Genomic DNA, 18428 nt, shown 5'->3' with positions numbered 1-18428 from the left:
GTCGATGTCTCCGTTCCCACTCTTGCAGAACCTGACACACTGGTAGGATGACGACGCCGACGTTGGTGGTGTTGGGTGCGGGCGGCGACCTCACCGCGCGACTGCTGCTGCCGGGGTTGGCCGCGCTCGTCAACCGCCGTCACACGAGCGTGAGGTTGGTGGGCTCCGGTCGGGGCGAACTCAGCGACGGCGAGTGGCGCGAGCGCGTGCGGCGGTCGTTCGGCGACGAGAGCGGCCCCGACCTCGACGAGATCATCGAGACGACACGTTACGTGCGAGCGGATGCCACAGCGCCAGACGACCTCGCACGTCTCATCGAGTCCCTTCCCTCGGCACCGATCATCCTGTACTTCGCCGTGGCGCCCCAGGTCACCGAGCGCGCCTGCCGAGCACTGGCCGACGTCGACCTTCCGTCCGACACGCGGCTGGTGCTCGAGAAGCCGTTCGGCACCGATGCCGCGAGCGCCGAGGAGCTCAATCGACTCGTCGGCAGCCTGGTTCCAGAAGACCAGATCTTCCGCGTCGATCACTACCTCGGCATGTCGACGGTGCTGAACCTCTTCGGCGTGCGGTTCGCGAACCGGATGTTCGAGGCGGTCCTGAGCTCCACGCACGTCGCCAGTGTCGACATCATCCTCGACGAGAGCCTCGCGCTCGAGGGTCGCGCCGGTTACTACGATCGGGCCGGCGCGCTCGTCGACATGCTGCAGAGCCATGCGCTGCATGTGCTCGGCATCCTGGCCATGGAGCCGCCGAGCTCGCTGGGCGCCCGAGACGTGCGCGACGGTGCCGCGGCCGTGTTGCGGGCGACGCGCATCTGGAACGATGATCCGGTCGCGAGCAGCCGACGGGCCCGCTATACCGCGGGGAAGGTGGGCGACCGGGTTCTGCCCGCGTACGTCGACGAGGAGGGTGTCGAACCCGATCGGCGTACCGAGACCTGGGCCGAGGTCACGGTTGAGGTGAACACGTGGCGATGGGCGGGCGTGCCGTTTCGACTGCGTGCCGGAAAGGCGCTTCCCCGCCTCGACAAGCGCGTGGCGATCACCTTCAAGGAGCCGAACTGGATTCCCGACGGCCTCTCGGGGTTCGAGGAACCCGACCGGGTGAAGATCGGGCTCGACCCTGCAACGGTGTGGATCCACTTCAACACGAACGGTCCCGCGGATCCCCTCGAGGTGGATCGGGTGGCCATGCGCGTCGATCTCGACCCTGGCGATGTGCCAGCCTACGGCGAGGTGCTCGCCGGCGTGCTCGCCGGCGACCCCACCCTGTCGGTGCGCGGGGACCAGGCGGTGCAGACCTGGCGGATCATGGAGCCGGTGCTTCGAGCCTGGCGTGCCGACGCCGTGCCGCTCGAGGAGTACCCGGCCGGCAGCGACGGCCCCTCCGACCGATAGTCGACCGCGCCCGTTCGATCCGGGCGATCCGAGGCACCCCGCGTCCTATCGTTGAAGGTGGGTGTCCGACGCCGCGAGAGAGGTCGAGGATGAGCGAGGATTCCCGGCGCGCCGCGTGGCAGTACCGGCTCGATCGCCTCGCCCGTGAAGAGGCGATCGCCCGTGGCGAGGAACCCGATGTCGCCGACGCGGCGTCCGAACCTGCTCGCCCGTGGACCCAGGCGGAGCGATCGGCGTACGTCGAGAATGCGATCCAGCAGGCCATCCGTCGCGGCGAGTTCGACAACCTCCCGGGCTCGGGGAAGCCCCTCGAGGGACTGACCGGGCGGCACGACCCCGACTGGTGGATTCGTCGCAAGATCGAGCGCGAGCAACTGAGCGGATTGGGTCCGCCCGCACTCACCCTGCGGGTCGAGAACGAACAACTCGAGGCCCGTCTGGATCGAATGCACCGGGAATCCGAAGTGCGGGAGGCGGTGGAGGACTTCAACCGGCGCGTGATCGAGGCGCGCCGCCAGCTACTCGGCGGGCCCCCCGTCGTCACCGCCACTCGAGACGCCGACGACGAGATTCGTGCCTGGCGAGAGCGCCGCGAAGCCCGACGGCGTCAGGCGGCCGAGGAGCGGGAACAGCTCGAGCACGAGCAGAGAGCGTCACGAACCCGGTGGTGGCGACGTCGCGGCTGATGATGCATTGCTCCCGAACACGAGCGAACGCGCGGCCGATCGTGTGGCAGCCCGTCCTCGCCGAACAGTCTGAGCTGACGGTCACGCTAGCGCCCCGCTGGTGCCGCGTCGTACGATCCGGTGAGTCTGTTCGCCATGGAGGAGGCCGCCGGTGACGCAGCACACGCTCGAGCTCCCAGAAGTCGACCTGGTCTACGACGTGCACGGGCCACTGCCGACGGTGGATGGCCGGCCGCCGCTGCTCATGATCGGCCAGCCGATGGATGCCAGCGGATTCCGCGCCCAAGTGAAGCTCTTCGAGGACCGCACGGTCGTGACCTATGACCCGCGCGGCCTGGGTCGGAGCAAGCGCAAGGACGGCGGGGTCACGAACGATCCGGAGACCCAAGCCGAGGACATCCACGCGATCATCGAGGCACTCGGCGTCGGCCCGGTGCAGATGTTCGCCAGCAGCGGCGGCGCAGTGAGCGCGCTCGCGCTGGTCACGGCCTACCCGGAGGACGTGTCGATCCTGGTCGCCCATGAGCCGCCGATCGACTGCGTGCTGCCGGATGCGCAGGCTGTCCGGCGGGCCCGAGCTGCCTACACGCGGGAATACCAGGACAAGGGCTGGGGGGCCGGCATGGCCGCGTTCATTGCGATGACCTCGTGGGAGGGCGAAATCACTGAAGAGCACCTCGCCCAGCCTGCGCCAGACCCCACCGTGTTCGGGCTGCCGACCGAAGACGACGGGACACGGGACGACCCACTGCTGTCGGACCGGTCTTGGGCGGTGCCACACTACGAGCCGGACCTCGAGACCCTGAAGGCGGTGCCGACTCGGATCATCGTTGCGGTCGGAGAGGAGTCGGTGAAGGTGTACACCGGTCGCGCCGCGATCGCCCTGGCCGACCAGCTCGGCCAGCAGGCGACGGTCTTCCCCAGCCACCATGGCGGCTTCATGGGTGGTGAGTTCGGCTACGCCGGTCAGCCCGAGGCCTTCGCAGCCAGACTCCGTGAGGTGCTGCAGATCAACTGATCGCCGCCCATCGACACTCTCCGCGGGCCTCCGCGTCGGCGCGTCAGCCGCGGGGGTCGTGGACGCTGCCGAGGAAGAGCACGGCGCCGGTCTCGCGGTCGCTGACGGTGAACGCGAAGGGCCGGTCGACCTGGAATGGCGGCGGTCCTGCGGACTGCGCCATCATCCCTCCCGTGACCGCGGCGGCCTCGGTGCCCGTCTCGTCGACCTGGATGTAGGTTTTCTGCACGACGGTGTCGAGGAACGGGTCGGCGGGTGACATCGGGGTGAAGTCCCCGTCGCCGAACGCAGACGCCATCCCGAGCGATTGCAGCACCTCCTTGAGGCTGGCGTCCCACTCGAGCTCGAAGCGCGGCAGGGCGATCTGGGAGACGGTGGCCGGCTGAAGGCCGTCGACCGCATTCCGCCAGACCTCGGCGTCGAGGTCGTCGAGAAGCTCGTCGAGGGCCACGTCTTCGTCGGGCAGCAGCACCTCCATGCCGAACCGCTCGTCGTCACCGTAGGGAAGCCGCAGCATCTGGAAGCCCTCACCGAACGAGGTCGCCACCTCGACGTCGCTGCGATGCATGGTGGGCACCATCACGTCGTCGCCATCGGCCAGGGCGAATGGCATCTCCCAGGTGTCGTCCTCGTCGAACGCGGTGGTCCAGGTGCCTTGGAAGTACACCGTATTCAGCAGCACCAGCACCGCCTGCGGATCGGGCAGGCCCAGATCCGCAGCGATCTCATCGATCAGCCCCTTGGTGCGTTCGTCGACCCAGGCGTCGATCTCGTCGGCGGCATCCTGCGAGCCGAGGTCGACCTCATCGAGCGTCGCACCGTACGTGCGCTGCACGAACGAGACGAAGTCGTCCTCGAACGGATACCCTTCCGCTGCCCACAGCGCGTTCGCGATCTCCAACGTGACGTCACCAGCATCGACCAGATCGGCGAGCAGCGCCGCATACCGTGTGTCCCGCGGCCCGTCCAGGCCCAGCAGTTCGACCATCTCCTCGGCGTTGTCTCCGCCGGCACCGGCGGCCACCATCGCCAGCAGCACCGACGCCGACAGCGGCGAGGTGACCGTATTCTCGCCATCCTCGGCCACCGAGGTGTGCAGATCGAAGCCGAACGCGTTGACGCCCTCGGCCGCCGCGGCAGCGTCCCCGGCCGACAGGCTGCCCGCGAGATCGGCGTCCACGGTGTCCCGCGCGCCTCCGCCCGGCTGGTCAGCGATTCCGCCACAGCCGACGAGTACGAGCGCGACGGCCACAGCTAGCCCGGCCCCGAGCGCGCGACTGCGCTTCGATACACGGAACTCTGCGGCAGCCGGGGTAGCTCGCGTCATACATGGATTGTGTCCAGAAGCTGATGACTCTTGCATGCTCTGCCCGCACTGAGGCTCATCCCTCGGGGGGGCCGCTCGGAGCGAGGGCGTCGGTCAGGCTTCGTCGGGTCCCAGTCGGTACCAGATGACCGTATTGGGGTGCGGCTCGCACACATACGGACCCTCCTTCCGCATCGAGCAAGGGTGGCGTCCCTTGTGGTGGTGTAGTTCTCGGTGTTGAGTGTCACGTCTTTGACGTGGTGAGCCATCGTGCGATGGTCGGTGAGAACTGTCTAGGAATCTCACGGAAGGACACATACGCACGATGGCTCTTGACCAGTCTGCCCTCCTCGAGCTGCTCGGGGAACTGAAACTCACCGATGTCAGCGACCGGATTAGGGTCGCGACCGAAGCCCTCTACCAGGAGTTGATCGACGCGGAAGCGGCCGCGTTCATCGGTGCCGCCCCGTTCGAACGCACCGAGTCACGCACCGCGCAGCGCAACGGCACTCGGCCTCGCACGCTGACGACCACGGCGGGAGAGTTGGAGTTGCGGATCCCGAAGCTGCGGACCGGGTCGTTCTTCCCGTCGTTGCTGGAGCGGCGCCGCCGGGTGGATCAGGCGTTGTTCGCGGTCGTGATGGAGGCGTACGTGCACGGCGTGTCGACTCGGAAGGTCGATGACCTGGTGAAGGCCCTCGGCGCCGACACCGGGATCTCGAAGTCGGAGGTCTCGCGGATCTGCGCGAACCTTGACGAGGACGTCGCCGCGTTCCGGGACCGGCCCCTCGCCGACAGCACCTACCCCTACGTGTTCCTGGACGCGACCTACTGCAAGGCCCGGGTCGGCCGGCGAGTCGTGTCCCAGGCCGTCGTCGTCGCGGTCGGCGTCGCACAGGACGGGCGCCGTGAGGTGCTCGGGTTCGAGGTCGGCGACACCGAGTCGCAACCGTTCTGGACCACGTTCCTGCGGTCGCTCAAGGCGCGCGGGCTGGGCGGGGTGCAGCTGGTCATCTCGGACGCGCACACCGGGTTGATCGCCGCGACCCAGACCGTGCTGCAGGGTGCGGTGTGGCAGCGGTGCCGGGTGCATTTCATGCGCAACGTGCTCGCGAACGTGCCAAAGACCGCGGGCCCGATGGTCGCGTCGATCATCCGCACGATCTTCGCCCAACCCGATGCCGGCCACGTGCACGCCCAGTTCGACGAGGTCGTCCGGATGCTCACGAGGTCGCACCCGAAGGTCGCCGGCATGCTCGAGGACGACCGCGATGACCTGCTCGCGTTCACGAGCTTCCCGGTCGCGCATTGGCGGCAGATCTGGTCCACGAACCCCCTCGAGCGCGTAAACAAGGAGATCAAACGCCGCACGGACGTCGTCGGGACGTTCCCGAACCCCGCCGCGCTGCTCCGCCTGGCCGGGCACGTCCTGATCGAGCAGCACGACGAGTGGGACGGCGCCGACCGCCGCTACTTCAGCGAGCACTCCATGAAGCTCCTGAACATCGAACCCGAGGAGGTGGCCATCCCAGAACTCGCTGCGGCATAATCAACCAAGCTGACCCGCACGGTGTCGAGAAACTCCACCACACAGCGGGACGCCACCTCGAGCAAGACGCGGACGACAGCTCGAGTGTCACAGGAAACGGTGCGCGCGCAGACCCTTTCAGCGAACAGTAACGGGTTTGGGAATTGACGCCCCTATGGGTGGGGCGCCTCCGGGGCCTCCTCCGCCCGCGGCTTTGGCCTCGGCCGCGCCGGCTCTGATCGCCGCCATCACCCAGCTTGGCAGCGGCTCGGACCGCACGAGCTCAGCTTCGCGTTCAATCAATTTGCTCACGACGCCACGCTGCGCCGCCGTAATGGTGGTGGATGCCGCCGCCGTGACGCCCGCTGTGACAATGACCGTGGCTGCTCCCCCGACGACGGCTTTGAGGCGGTCGGCGTAGTAGACGCGGAGGTCATCTCGAGCATGGTAGGGGTTCATGCTCGATTGGACGCCGGTTACTGGGTCTGGGGCGATTCGCCGCCATATGTCCTCGTTGTACTCAACGAGCGTCGACCGGACTAGGTCTCGTTGCCAATCCGATAGGCCCACCTTTCGGGCGAGGTCGTCATAGAATGCCGGATCTCGCGGAAACTCGTGATAGTAGAAGTGCTCGCGACCGAGCGGACCCGTGTCCACCCACACAACGACGTCAGCGGAGTAGCCCGATGGCCACATCGCGGTGTATCGACCGCGATATACACCGTCTGGGAGCGCGTTCGCCTCGATGTCCCGGCGCAGCGCCGACGGAACCCAATCGGCATAAGTGCGAGGCCGTGGCGCAGAGGTGAGGAGCTGGATCTTCCGGCCCTGAATCTCCACGGTCGGCCCGATCGACCCCTTCGAAGCCTTCTCCTTCTGCTTCCCCTTCTCGTTGCGTCGCTTCTTGTCGATCTCCTTATACAGGATGACGCCATCCACGCACTCCCACCACTTCACCTGGAAACGTCGACTGAGGTACACGACCTCGGTAGGAAGTCGGGCGTGCCTCGCACCCATCCGCGCGAACTCCTTCACGCCGAGCTTCGTTTTGAGGGACGCATCCTCATTCGCTTTCTCAATGTAGAACCCGATCTGGAGATCACCGGTCGCTGCCTCGGTGTTCGCAGGCTTCACCTCTGCCACCAGCATGGTCTTCTTGTCGATGGAGCAGAACGCGAGGTCCACATCGCCGTGGCCGCCCCCCTTGTGTCCGATCGACAATGTGTTCTTGTCTCGATAATGGTCGAAGGACGCCCCCGGAATCCGAACTTTCACATTCGGACCGTACCCCTGCCGCGCGATGTACTCGCCGACCTGCTCGCGGATCACACGGTGCACCCCGACGCCCGTGACCGTGTCGCTGAGCTCCGGATCGAAGGTGATGAAGTCCCAGCAGTTGCGAGGCGGAACGAGGATCGAACCCGACGCGGCCGGAGCTCGATCCCAGCCGGGCCCCTGTGGAGGGTGGCTTGGTCTTGCCGCGTCGCGCCGACCGAACCGGTCATCTGTACGACGGTCCTGGGTGGCCCGCTGGTCGTCGAGCTTCTCCGTCATCGCGATCTTCATCCGTTCCGAATCCGGCTCCGGGCGTCAAGAACCGCTAGTCGTCGACCGGCATCGTCGGAATGGCATCGCCGCGCACGAGGATTGTCTTCTCGATGTCGGGATCGCTGCGTTCTCCCTCGAGGGCCCTGGCGGCCAGACGGACGTTCTCAAGTTCAGCGCGACGAACCTCGGCTTGCACCTTCTTCACGTCGAGCGCGCGGTGGATCAGCTTGAAGTCCTCCAGGAGCGGGTGGGTGCCGACCAGGCATTCGATGTAGAGCGAGGAGCTGGGTACGATCACGAGTTCACCCTCCATCCGCGGCGAACTGAGCCGATCGATGAGCCTCTCCTCGAAGTCTTCTCTGATGGTCTCCCAAGCGGTCGGATCCTCGGCCTTGATTCTCACGGCGAGGTCGCGCAACTGCGTAATGCTCAGGTTTCCGAACTCGTCGGGGTCTCGGAGGCCGACCTGGTTCCCCACTTCGAGGTAGTCCTGCATCATGCGCAGGGTGATGAAGTTGTTCCGGTTGAGGGCGAAGACCATGTAGTTGCCGGTGTACGCGAGGACGTTGTCCAGATCTGCGACATCGCGCAGCTTGCGGGCCTCGATGCGGTAGTTCGGGACAGTTACGATCGTCATCGCGTAGTCGTCGCCGCGGATCGCGTCGATGAGTCCGCGTCGAGCTGTCGTGCCGGGCCCTGCCGTCGTCAGTTCTGCGCTTGCCTCGGCGACGATTTCCGGAACATCCAGATCGTAGAGGCGGAAGTAGCGCTGGTCGGGTGGTTCCTGTCGCCAGATCGCCTGCATGTAGTAGAGGATGTTTTCCTTGACGTGGACCCGCAGTCGATCGATCGCCGCTACCTGGTCGTAGTGTTCCTTGACCGCGAGTGCCAGCTTGTCGACGGCCGTTTGGAGCGCGGTCGCGGCGACCTCCACCAGGGAGAGCAGGCGAGCGCGCTCCCGCTCAGCCCGGTTGAGGGTGTCCCGCGCGTATTCGACCATCGCCTCTGCAGCGTCGACCGCGCCGGTATCTGCGTCGCCGGTGATCTTGAGCGGATCGAAGATGCCCTTGACGAAGGTCAGCCCTCCCTCGACTCGCTGGCTCGCGATCATCTGGCCGACCGCGTCATCGAGGCTTCGCTGGTTCGCGGCGAGGATGCCCACTTGCAGCTGCAACTGCTGGTTCAGCTTGTCGACCAGCTCCTTCGCCGCGGCCGCGTTCGCTTCGAGGATCTTGATGTTGACTTCGGCGCCGGTGAAGCTCTTGGTGAGGTACTCGAGTGCGGGGCGGAAGGAATCGTCGAGAATGGCGCGATTCAGGATCCAATCGTGCTCGATCAACCACGCATCATCGATCGCGTTCGGCGCGGGCACTTCATTGGCGACGAAGATCACCGGTGTCAGCTTGTACAGGTCCTCGCTGATCAGATAGGTGCGCTCCAGTTCGTAGAGCAAGTACGTGACAGCGAGTTCGTCGTTGGGATTCTGGATCTCGTGGAATCCCGTGCTCTCGTCCTCTGCAATCTCCGAGACATCCACTTCGACCTTGTGCTGCTCTCGGTACTCCTTGGCGCTCTTCATGACCGCCTCGCGGAAGTCCTTCTTCGTCTTGTGGGATTCGTTCTCGGAGCTACCACCTGCGTTCTGGGTCGCTGTCACGGACCACGAGCCTTCCTTCCCGAACGTCTCCTGGGCCGTGAGGTTGAAGTTCGTCTTCTTGACCGCCTTCGTGACGATCTCCTCGTCCGCTCGGGTTGTGTCGGTCGACTCGTCGCGTTGGGTCCGAAGGTTGTCGTCGAGCTCCTTCTGCGTTCGGGTCTTCTTGGAGACCGTCTTGGTCGTGTACCGCTTGATCTCCTTCGGAGCGAGCGGGATGGTCTTGACCAGTTCTCCGACCTGGTAGTCCTGCGGCACCCATTTCTGCCGATACGTGACCATGAGGCCGAAGTTGATGGCTCCGGGTTCGAACACGTCGAAGGCGTACCGTTCGGCGAGCTTGTTCTCGAGCTGGGTCAGCAGGTAGGCGAGTCGGCTGGTTCCACCGAGCGGGTTGCTCTCGGAGGCATCCGCGGATCGAGCCGCCGCGGCAGCTGCGCTGTAGGTCGGCATGTCAGGAGTCCTTCCAGTAGAAGGTCACGCTCGCGCCGTCGGGAACGACCTTGTCGAGGTCACCGAGGACGTACCGGCCGGAGAGCGTGGTCTCGGTTTCCTGCGATGAGAACTCGAGCAGTCCGGCGTCGAGTGAGGTGGATGCGATGAGGACGCGGTGCTCCCAGAACTGTGCGTTGCCTTGGCTGTCGGACAGGGCGACGGTGCCGGACTCCACTGGCTCCCCTGCCCTCGCGGGATAGAAGTTTCCTGCTACGGCGACGTTCACGAACTTGCCCGATGGCTCGTCGAAGCGCTGGAATGCGACGTTCCTCTTCCCGACCTTCCCTTGGATCGTCGAAATGTCGGTCCGCAGTACGAGCTCGATCGAGCCCTGCGGGACGCGGTTCTCGGCGACGGATGCCAGGATCCGGTCACCCCGGTTGAGCTGCCTGCCGTTCAGCACGTCGTCCCATGTCAATGCCGGCTTGGTGCCGATGCTGCCGGTCTCCTTCAAGAACCACAGAACGAACTCGCTGACGCCGAGCGTGAGGACGCCGGTGAGGCCGCGTCCTCCGGGAAGGCTGTTCAGGAAGTCCTCGAACCCCTCAGCGATCTCGTTCGTTCCGGTCGAGGGCTTCCCGGAGGAGGAGCCGCCGCCTCCGCTGCCGGCCGGTATCGCGTCCTGCGACATCCGGCTCAGCTCCCGGACCCGGCCCATGAGCCAAGCAAGGTCCTGCAGCGAACTGATCGGTCTCTCCGCGGTGTCTTCGTCGTAGCCGATGAAGTCCTTTAAGTCGACGTACTCGCGGTACAGGTCGCGGCCGAGGGTTTCGAGTTCGCCGTCGAGGATCTCCAGCCAAACGTTCTCGAATGCGACCTGAAGGGTGCTGAAGTCGTGATACGCGGTGACGTCCGTCGGGCCGGGCCGCAGTTGGAACGTGGTCGGGAGGTTCGCGTTGCCTCCCTCATCGGGGAGCGGGATAAGTCCAAAACTCACGGGGTCCTCGGGGGCGACCACCCTGGTCATCTGGGTGTCGACCTTCTCCGTGACGAACGCCTGTACCGCATTCACGGTGTCCGGGTCACCGTCGCCGACCTCAGTGACGCTGGTTCCCTCGAGCGCGTCGATGTCGACCTCGGCGTTCGCGTGGCCAGCACCGCCATCGATCTCGTCCAGGATCGCCCGGGCGCGGGCCTTGGCCTGGCTCACGGTGAGGGCTCGCCCGCTCGAAAGCGTGACCACTTCGGGACGGTGGTTGTTGAGGTGGTCGAGGAGTTCGTCGACCCGGACCGTCCCCAGCGAACGGTCGCGGTGGGAGCCGCTTCGTGCGCGACGGATCAACGGACTGTCGGAACGGATGGCGATGCCGGATCCCGGGTGGCGCGGCTGGCGTGCGTTCAGTCGAGCGCGAATCCCGGCACTCATCACGTCGAACAACGCCGCCTCGGCGGGGAGGTCGCCGTTCGGGATGCCCGTCACCCGGGACCGCGATCGCGGAAACGCCGCGAACGCCGCCTCGACCCGGGTTTCGGCCGCCGCGTTGCGTGTTCGCGCGGGGGCAAGGTTCTCCGTGAGCCCCTGCCTGAGGTCGGCTCGATCGTGGAACACGGCGTCCATTGCGAGTCGTCGGGGCGATTTCATCGACGTGACGTCGATGCGGTCATCCGCCATGAAATGAAGCCCCGCCTCTTCCCGCTCCGCACCGGAGTGGACGGGGTTCGGCGTTCTCATCGCCGTGAGCGCACGAGACGTCCCTCGTTTATCAGATGTGTGGGCGTCGTTCGCCGGTGACTTCGAAGTCATGGCATCCTCCCAGAGTCGCGCATTTGGGGGGCCCGCCGAAGGCGGTATACCCATGGTGCGGCCGCACGCCTTGGGGCGTCTCTACGCACAGGTGCGCATTGCTGTGCTGCACCCGGTGTGCTACGCGACGCCGTCAAAGCTCCTTGCCGGTTCCCACGAGCAGCGGGATACTGATCGCAGAAGTCCGGGCAACGTGGTCAATCCGTTTCGGGCTGGACGGGTCGCCGCCGAGCGACGGCGTCGCTCGGCTCCACAGTGCGAGATAACGCGCAGCTCGTTCGCTGGAGATCACATGAGCAGTTCGAGTTTCCGGAATTCGTGGATCGACCTGACGGCCGAATTGCTCTCGCGGCCGCTAGACCATGATCCGATGGTGGAGATCTGCCACGAACTGGCAACGTACTTCTCTTCCGACGCTACCGGAACCATTGATTTCACCGAGTCGCGTGCTCGTTTCGGCGTATACGAGACGGCCGTCGATGCTGCACCTTACGTGCCGCAGATCGGCGATCATCCGCTCGCTCTGCTGTACCGTTCGACGGGAGATCCGCACACGCACAGCCTTATGGAGGCGCAGCGCTTCACAACCTCGTGGTCGCGGACGCTCCTGCAGAGCCTTCGCGATCAGAACATCAAGGACTTCGTCTTCGTCCCTTTGCGACCACGCCAGAACATGGATCACCGGTGGCTCGGCGTATCCTCAGCGGAACCGCTCCAGGGTGCGACCGATGATCTCGAGCTGCTTCGACCGCTGATCGCAGCATTGGACGCGCATTGCGCCGTCTTGGCAGAGTGCTTCGTGCCCGGTTCGGTGGATGCGAACGCCGTCGCAGACGCTCGACTCACCTCACGGGAACTCGCAGTGCTAGGGCTCGTCGCTCGTGGCCTCACCACCGTCGCGATCGCCAGTCGACTGCGAATCAGTCCTCGGACTGTCAGCAAGCACCAGGAGAACCTCTATCGCAAGCTCCACGTGAACGACCGCGTCAGCGCCGTCATTCTCGCCCACGAGCTTCGTGTGCTCCAACTGCCCTCGTTCACTGCGCGAGCTCCAGCGATTCAGACGATCGAGGCAGAGGTCGCCACGCACGACGACGGAACTGACACCAGCCCAGCTACAGTCGACCAAGCGGAACGGAGCCGTCCTTGACCATCCGCACGGACGGCACAGTCACTGTGACACCCCGCGTCTCGTCAGATGGCCGCCGATGAGAGCGGGTTCGGCGTGACGGGGCCCATCGCCCGCCGAAACGTCCGAGGCCGGCCGAGATCGATCGAGTACCTGCGCGATCGATCGAGCAAGTCGGGGCGTGTCGAAAGTTGAGTCCCGCATAGTGGTGTAGCGCGGGGATCGGGCTCGTCGCTACTGACGTGAGCGCGGCAACCGTGTGATCCTTCGAGGAATCTCCTGCAACTCACTCGAACGGAATCAACACGATGACCGCACCTCACATTGTCGACCCTGCCGGCCTGCTCGGCGAAGCCCGCGCGGACGCGTCCCCGGATCTGATGCGGCAGCTGCTGCAGACCATGATTAACGCGCTGCTGTCCGCTGACGCGGATGCCGTCGTCGGCGCCGAATGGGGGCAGCGTTCCCCGGACCGGAGGACCCAGCGCAACGGGTACCGGCGCCGCGACCTGGACACGCGGGTCGGCACGATTGACGTTCAGATCCCGAAGCTGCGGGCCGGGACGTACTTGCCGGAGTGGCTGCTCGAGCACCGCAAACGGGCCGAGTCCGCGATGATCACCGTCGTCGCCGACCTGCCGGCGTATCCACCCGACGGATGGACAAGCTCGTCAAGACCCTCGGCATCCACAGCCTGTCGAAGTCGCAGGTGTCGAGGATGGCGGCCGAGCTCGATGAGCACGTCGACGAGTTCCGCCACCGACCCCTCGGCGACTCCGGCCCGTTCACGTTCGTCGCCGCGGACGCGCTGACGATGAAGGTTCGCGAAGGCGGCCGGGTGATCAACGCGGTCGTCGTGATCGCCACCGGCGTGAACGCCGACGGCCGACGAGAGGTGCTTGGGCTGCGTGTGGCGAACAGTGAGACCGGCCCGGCGTGGAACAGCTTCTTCGCCGACCTCGTCGCCCGCGGCCTGTCCGGTGTCCGGCTCGTGACCAGCGACGCGCACGCCGGGCTGGTCGAAGCGATCGTCGTGAACCTCCCCGGCGCAACTTGGCAGAGGTGTCGCACGCATTACGCCGCGAACCTGATGTCGGTGACGCCGGAGGCCATGTGGCCGGCCGTGAAGGCGATGCTGCACTCGGTCCACGACCAACCTGACGCCGATGCCGTGCACGCCCAGTTCGACCGGCTCCTGGACTACGTCGACGGCAAGCTCCCCGACGCCTTCGAGCACCTCGACACCACCCGCGCGGACATCCTCGCATTCACCGGGTTCCCCGAAGGGCTCTGGGCCCAGATCTGGTCGAACAACCCGAACAAGCGGCTCAACCGAGAGATTCGCCGCCGCACCAACTCGGTGGGCATCTTCCCGAACCGCGACACGATCATCCGCCTCGTCGGCGCCGTCCTGGCCGAGCAGACCGACGAATGGGCCGAAGGCCGCCGCTACCTCGGCCTGGACATCCTCGCCAGAAGCCGCCTCACCCTCGTCCCCGACATCGAAAACGAGGTGAGCACCGACACCGTACTCAAACTGAGCCTAACCATCTACAACGAAGGACACGGCGCTACACCACTACCAGGGATGACCGTGTCGAATGTCGGAGCGCATTCCGAATCGCATTCCACTGGCGGCATGCGACCATCCCAAGAAAGCCCCGATCAGAACGATATCTGTGGGGCGGACGGGACTTGAACCCGTGACCGATGGATTATGAGTCCACTGCTCTGACCGGCTGAGCTACCGCCCCTCGCAGGGCGTCACTCGGGGAGTGCCGCCGACGCGACGTCGGTGACCGGATCGGTCACCGGCTTCCCACGATACAGGCTCTCGAACGTCGAGATCGTGCGTTGGATGTCGTGCGCCGCGATGAGTCGGATCGACCCTTCCTTGAGCTCGCGGTAGTCGTCTGGTGACGCCTCGAGCACCTTGCGCAGCTTCGCCGCGAGGTCTTCGGGGCTGCCTGGCTCGAAGAGAAAGCCGTTCTCGCCGTCGTGCACGAGGTGCGGCAGGGCCATGGCGTTCGCCGCGACGACGGGCAGCGCCGACGCCATCGCCTCCATGGTCACGATGCTCTGCAGCTCGGCGATCGATGGCATCGCGAGCACGGATGCGCGGTGGTACGCCTCGCGCAGCTCCTCGTCGGTGACGTAGCCGGTGAAGGTCACGCGGTCGGCGATACCGAGCTCGACCGCCATGTTCTCGAGGTTGCGCTTCTGGTCGCCGCCGCCCACGATCTCGACCTTGACGTCGAGCGATTCGGGAAGCAGGGTCACCGCCCGAAGCAGCACGTCGATGTGCTTCTCACCGGTGACGCGACCCACGAAGATGATGCGGTTCTCGGTGCGCGGCGCCCAGTTCGGCGAGTACTTGTGCGCGTCGATGCCGCACGAGATCGCGTGCACGCCGCGCAGACCGGTATACCGCTCCAAGAAGTCGGCGGCGCGGCGAGTCGGGGTGGTGACCGCCTCAGCCCGACCGAACGTTCGCCGCGCGGCCTTCCAGGCGAGCCCCACCGACCAGTCCTGCCAGGCCTTCGGAATGAGCGTGAACTCGAGCATGTTCTCGGGCATGAAGTGATTGGTGCCGACGATGCGGATGCCGCGCTTCTCCGCCTCGATCGACAGCCCGCGCCCGACGACGATGTGCGACTGGAAATGCACGACATCGGGCTTCACCTCATCGAGGATGCGAGCGGCGTTCTGCTTGATGCGCCACGGAAGGGCGAAGCGAAGCCAGTCGTGCGGGTACCAGCGCCAGCTGTAGATGCGGTGCGCGGTCATCTCCTGACCCTCGTGCACCTCCTTCCACGTGCCGTGCTTGCGGCTCGCAGCGGGGGCCACGATGTGCACGTCGTGGCCGCGCTCGACGAGCCCTGCGGCGAGACGTTCGGCGAAGCGGGCCGCACCGTTCACGTCGGGAGCGAACGTGTCGGCTCCGATCAGGATCCTGAGCGGTCCGTCCGTCTGAGGGTCGACGGTGCCGGGGGTTGACGCACCGGGTGTGTCAGACACGTTGGTGTTTGTTCCTCACAGTTGTCGGATGGGGGCGATCTGGCCCCGTCATGTGCCGGCGCAGTCGGGGGATAGCGCGCGCTGACTGAATCCGACCATAGTCTACGCACCGCCGGCTGCGTGTTCGCAGGATCGCATGTCGTTCGACCTGCTCACAGCCGTGTCTGCGGATGGTTCCGGGCGAGCATGAACACGCCCCAGACGGCGATCGCACCCGCAACGACGAACGTGACCATGGCCCAGAGTGGCGCCTGCGACGCCTCACCGAGCACGACGATGCCGATCACGACCGCAACCATGGGATCGACGACAGTCAGGCCGGCGATGACCAGGTCGGGCGGGCCGGTCGCGTAGGCGTTCTGCACGAAGTAGGCGCCGAGCGCCATCGCGAGAAGAAGCCCGAGCAGGCAGGTGAACGTGAGCCACTCGAACTCGCGCTGCTGGATGCGTCCGAGCACCACCTTGGCCAAGGTCACGACGAAGCCGTACAGCACTCCGGCCATGATGACGTAGAAGATCGCGCGGATCCGGCGACGCAGCATGCCGAAGGCGACGCCGGCAAGGATCAGCACGACCGCGAGGATGATGAGGATCGTCACGAGCTGCCGGTCGGTGACCCGCTTGTCGACAGCCGTGAAGGCCGCGACGCCGACGAACAGGAAGACGCCGCCGACGCACATGATGATCGCGATGATCGACTTGCGGTTGAGCTTCACGTGGTTGAGGCGCGAGTTCAGGATCGACGTGATGACGAGCGCGATCGCACCGAGCGGCTGCACCACGATGATCGGCGCGAAGTAGAGGCTACCCAGCTGGAACACGATCGCGAGGCCGAGCATGAGCGTGCCGAGCACCCACGACGGGCGAGCGAGCAACAGGGCCAGCTGCCTGCCGTTCAGCCCCTTGCCGAGCGTGTCGACCGTGCGCGCCTCGACCTTCACGACACCCCGGTGCTGGAACTGGGCGCCGAGCGAGAGGAACACCGCTCCGACGAGCGCGAGCGGGATCCCGATGAACTGCGTGGGGTCGAGTGCGATCTGCTCGGAGAGGTCGCTCAGGTCCGGATCCACGTGACGACACTACCTGTTCGGCCGTCGATATCCTTGGCGAATGGCCGTGCTCCCCATCCGCATCTCGGGCGATCCCGTGCTGCATTCCCCCGCGCTTCCGGTCGAGGAGTTCGATGACGATCTCCGGGTCCTCGTGCGGGACATGTACGAGACGATGGATGCCGCGCCTGGCGTCGGCCTCGCCGCCCCCCAGGTCGGGGTGGCACTCCGCGTCTTCACCTTCGGGTGGGTCGACGAGGGCGGGCGCAAGTGGCGGGGGGGCGCCATAAACCCCGAGTTGTGGATCTCACCGCCGCCCGCGGGCGAACCCGACCCCGAGGAGGAGTCCGAGGGGTGCCTCTCCTTCCCCGGAGAGCGATTCCCGCTGCGCCGAGCCGAACGGGCGCTGCTCCGCGCGACAGAGCTCGACGGCTCGTCATTCGAGATCGAGGCCGAGGGATGGCTCGCCCGGATCTTCCAGCACGAGTACGACCACCTCGACGGCACGCTCTACACGGATCGCCTCGGCGACAAGGATCAGCGCATTGTGGCGAAGATCGCGAAGAAGGTCGGCTGGGGGCGACCCGGCGTCTCGTGGATGCCCGGCGTCGACGACCTGGAAGGCTGAGCTCGCAGGCACCCGACTGACAGGTTGGGCAGCTCAGGTGAAGGCGCGGATGCCGGCGGCCACCAGCGCGGCGACGGCGACCACGACGATGAATGGCACCCGCAGCGCGAAGAGGGCCGCAGCGACGACCACGGCCGGCACGCGCGCGTCGACGACGACCGCCTGCCCGGCACCGAGCGTCTGCACGGCGATGAGCGCGGCCAGCAGCGCCACCGTCAGCAGGTCGGCGATGCGAGCGGGCCGCTCGCGCTCGAGGAATCCGGCCGGGACGAAGTACCCGCCGAGCTTGAGCGCCAGGGTGGCGGCCGAAGCGAGGAGGATGATGTGCCAGGTCGTCATGCGTCGCTCCGCCGTGAGAACACGTTGAACCAGCCGACGACCACCGCCACTGCCGCGGCCACGAGCACCGGGAGGCCGGGCATGAGCAGCGGGATCGTGATCGTGGCGACGACCGCAGCGGCGACGGCCACGGCTCCGGCCTGGAAGCGCCTCAGCCGGGGCCAGAGCAGCCCCACGAAGGCCGCGGCCGCGGCCGCGTCGAGGCCCCACGCGCGTGTGTCGCCGAGCGCGTCTCCGATGAGGGCGCCCGCGAGCGTGGTCAGGTTCCACCCGGCGAAGATGACGACGCCGGTCACCCAGAATCCCACTCGAGCCGACCGCTCCTCGGGCTGAGCGAGCGCGACGGCCGTCGACTCGTCGATCGTCACCCAGGCGGCGGCGACGCGGCGCAACAGCCCGCCTCGATCGACCACGGGCTTCATCCGCATTCCGTAGACCACGTTGCGGATGCCGAGCATTCCGGCGGTCGCGATCGCGGAACCCCCGGCCGCCGTTCCGCCGCCTGCGAGCACGCCGACCAGCGCGAACTGCGAGCCACCGGTGAACATCACCAGGCTGAGGAAGCACGTCTGCCAGATGTCGAGCCCGGCCGCCACCGAAAGCGCGCCGAACGAGATGCCGTAGGCGGCCGTGGCGATCCCGACGGCGAGGCTGTCGCGCACGGCGACCCGCGACGCGTCGGCAGTGCGCTCGGGCGCGGGATGCGTCGCCTGGTTCTCCACGAATCCCTCCTGCAACGAACAAAGGCCGCCCGGATAACCGGGCGGCCTTTCCCGCTCCCCCACTTGGACTCGAACCAAGAACCTATCGGTTAACAGCCGATTGCTCTGCCAATTGAGCTATGGAGGATCGCTTGCTCAGCAGAGACACTCTAGCAAAGCACCGT

The 18428-nt window shown here is 66.2% G+C and carries 14 protein-coding genes, 2 tRNA genes and 1 pseudogene; 7 read left to right on the top strand and 10 right to left on the bottom strand.

Annotation, left to right across the window (positions count from 1 at the left end; all coding sequences use genetic code 11):
- Positions 1–47: 47 nt before the first annotated feature.
- From HUS56_RS13430 to HUS56_RS13420, 3 genes are all read left to right on the top strand, one after another.
- Positions 48–1400, top strand: coding sequence for a glucose-6-phosphate dehydrogenase (locus HUS56_RS13430; RefSeq protein ID WP_173923941.1), 1353 nt, complete (start codon positions 48–50; stop codon positions 1398–1400).
- An 89-nt stretch (positions 1401–1489) separates the two neighbouring features.
- Positions 1490–2086 (top strand): DUF1992 domain-containing protein, encoded by a 597-nt coding sequence (locus tag HUS56_RS13425; RefSeq protein WP_173923940.1) that lies wholly within the window; start codon positions 1490–1492, stop codon positions 2084–2086.
- Positions 2087–2306: 220 nt separating this feature from the next.
- Positions 2307–3104 carry an alpha/beta fold hydrolase gene (locus tag HUS56_RS13420; protein WP_254431460.1) on the top strand — a complete coding sequence of 266 codons (798 nt, stop codon included), beginning with the start codon at positions 2307–2309 and terminating at the stop codon, positions 3102–3104.
- Positions 3105–3147: 43 nt separating this feature from the next.
- Here the strand turns inward: HUS56_RS13420 and HUS56_RS13415 are convergent, their stop codons facing one another.
- The gene (locus HUS56_RS13415; protein ID WP_173923938.1) at positions 3148–4431 is read right to left on the bottom strand and encodes a serpin family protein; all 1284 of its coding nucleotides are present in this window, start codon (positions 4429–4431) and stop codon (positions 3148–3150) included.
- Between the two features lie 304 nt (positions 4432–4735).
- On the opposite strand from HUS56_RS13415, the gene HUS56_RS13410 reads away from it, so the two are divergent.
- Positions 4736–5959, top strand: a complete 1224-nt coding sequence (locus HUS56_RS13410) for an IS256 family transposase (protein ID WP_173921883.1) — start codon at positions 4736–4738, stop codon at positions 5957–5959.
- 117 nt (positions 5960–6076) lie between these two features.
- Here the strand turns inward: HUS56_RS13410 and HUS56_RS13405 are convergent, their stop codons facing one another.
- The 3 genes from HUS56_RS13405 to HUS56_RS13395 form a co-directional block, all read right to left on the bottom strand.
- Entirely contained in the window at positions 6077–7492 is a 1416-nt protein-coding gene (locus tag HUS56_RS13405) for a hypothetical protein (RefSeq protein WP_173923937.1), read from the bottom strand.
- Positions 7493–7538: 46 nt separating this feature from the next.
- Positions 7539–9143, bottom strand: a complete 1605-nt coding sequence (locus HUS56_RS13400; protein WP_173923936.1) for a hypothetical protein — start codon at positions 9141–9143, stop codon at positions 7539–7541.
- Between the two features lie 451 nt (positions 9144–9594).
- Entirely contained in the window at positions 9595–11247 is a 1653-nt protein-coding gene (locus tag HUS56_RS13395) for a hypothetical protein (protein WP_173923935.1), read from the bottom strand.
- 424 nt (positions 11248–11671) lie between these two features.
- Between HUS56_RS13395 and HUS56_RS13390 the strand changes: the two genes are divergently transcribed.
- Complete coding sequence (locus HUS56_RS13390; RefSeq protein ID WP_217424025.1) at positions 11672–12529, top strand: response regulator transcription factor; 858 nt, start codon at positions 11672–11674, stop codon at positions 12527–12529.
- A gap of 287 nt (positions 12530–12816) precedes the next feature.
- Positions 12817–14051: pseudogene (locus HUS56_RS13385) on the top strand (IS256 family transposase); the annotation flags it as partial.
- Positions 14052–14188: 137 nt separating this feature from the next.
- Here HUS56_RS13385 and HUS56_RS13380 read toward each other — a convergent pair.
- The 3 genes from HUS56_RS13380 to HUS56_RS13370 form a co-directional block, all read right to left on the bottom strand.
- A tRNA-Ile gene (locus HUS56_RS13380) sits at positions 14189–14262 on the bottom strand.
- Positions 14263–14272: 10 nt separating this feature from the next.
- The gene (locus HUS56_RS13375) at positions 14273–15526 is read right to left on the bottom strand and encodes a glycosyltransferase (protein WP_254431459.1); all 1254 of its coding nucleotides are present in this window, start codon (positions 15524–15526) and stop codon (positions 14273–14275) included.
- Positions 15527–15678: 152 nt separating this feature from the next.
- Positions 15679–16596 carry a DMT family transporter gene (locus HUS56_RS13370; protein ID WP_173923934.1) on the bottom strand — a complete coding sequence of 306 codons (918 nt, stop codon included), beginning with the start codon at positions 16594–16596 and terminating at the stop codon, positions 15679–15681.
- Between the two features lie 40 nt (positions 16597–16636).
- Here HUS56_RS13370 and def point away from each other — a divergent pair, with 40 nt between their 5' ends.
- Positions 16637–17203 carry a peptide deformylase gene (gene def / locus HUS56_RS13365; RefSeq protein WP_173923933.1) on the top strand — a complete coding sequence of 189 codons (567 nt, stop codon included), beginning with the start codon at positions 16637–16639 and terminating at the stop codon, positions 17201–17203.
- 33 nt (positions 17204–17236) lie between these two features.
- On the opposite strand, the gene HUS56_RS13360 is transcribed toward def, so the two are convergent.
- The 3 genes from HUS56_RS13360 to HUS56_RS13350 form a co-directional block, all read right to left on the bottom strand.
- The gene (locus HUS56_RS13360; protein ID WP_173923932.1) at positions 17237–17542 is read right to left on the bottom strand and encodes an AzlD domain-containing protein; all 306 of its coding nucleotides are present in this window, start codon (positions 17540–17542) and stop codon (positions 17237–17239) included.
- On the bottom strand, positions 17539–18264 hold the full coding sequence (locus HUS56_RS13355) for an AzlC family ABC transporter permease (RefSeq protein ID WP_173923931.1): 726 nt from the start codon (positions 18262–18264) through the stop codon (positions 17539–17541). Before HUS56_RS13355 ends, HUS56_RS13360 begins: the two co-directional genes overlap by 4 nt.
- A gap of 54 nt (positions 18265–18318) precedes the next feature.
- Positions 18319–18391, bottom strand: a tRNA-Asn gene (locus HUS56_RS13350).
- Between the last annotated feature and the right edge of the window lie 37 nt (positions 18392–18428).

The sequence above is a fragment of the Agromyces sp. Marseille-P2726 genome, from assembly GCF_902809835.1.
GTDB lineage: Bacteria > Actinomycetota > Actinomycetes > Actinomycetales > Microbacteriaceae > Agromyces.
Note: the sequence above shows the minus strand (reverse complement) of the source record. Positions and strands in the feature narration are given on the sequence as shown.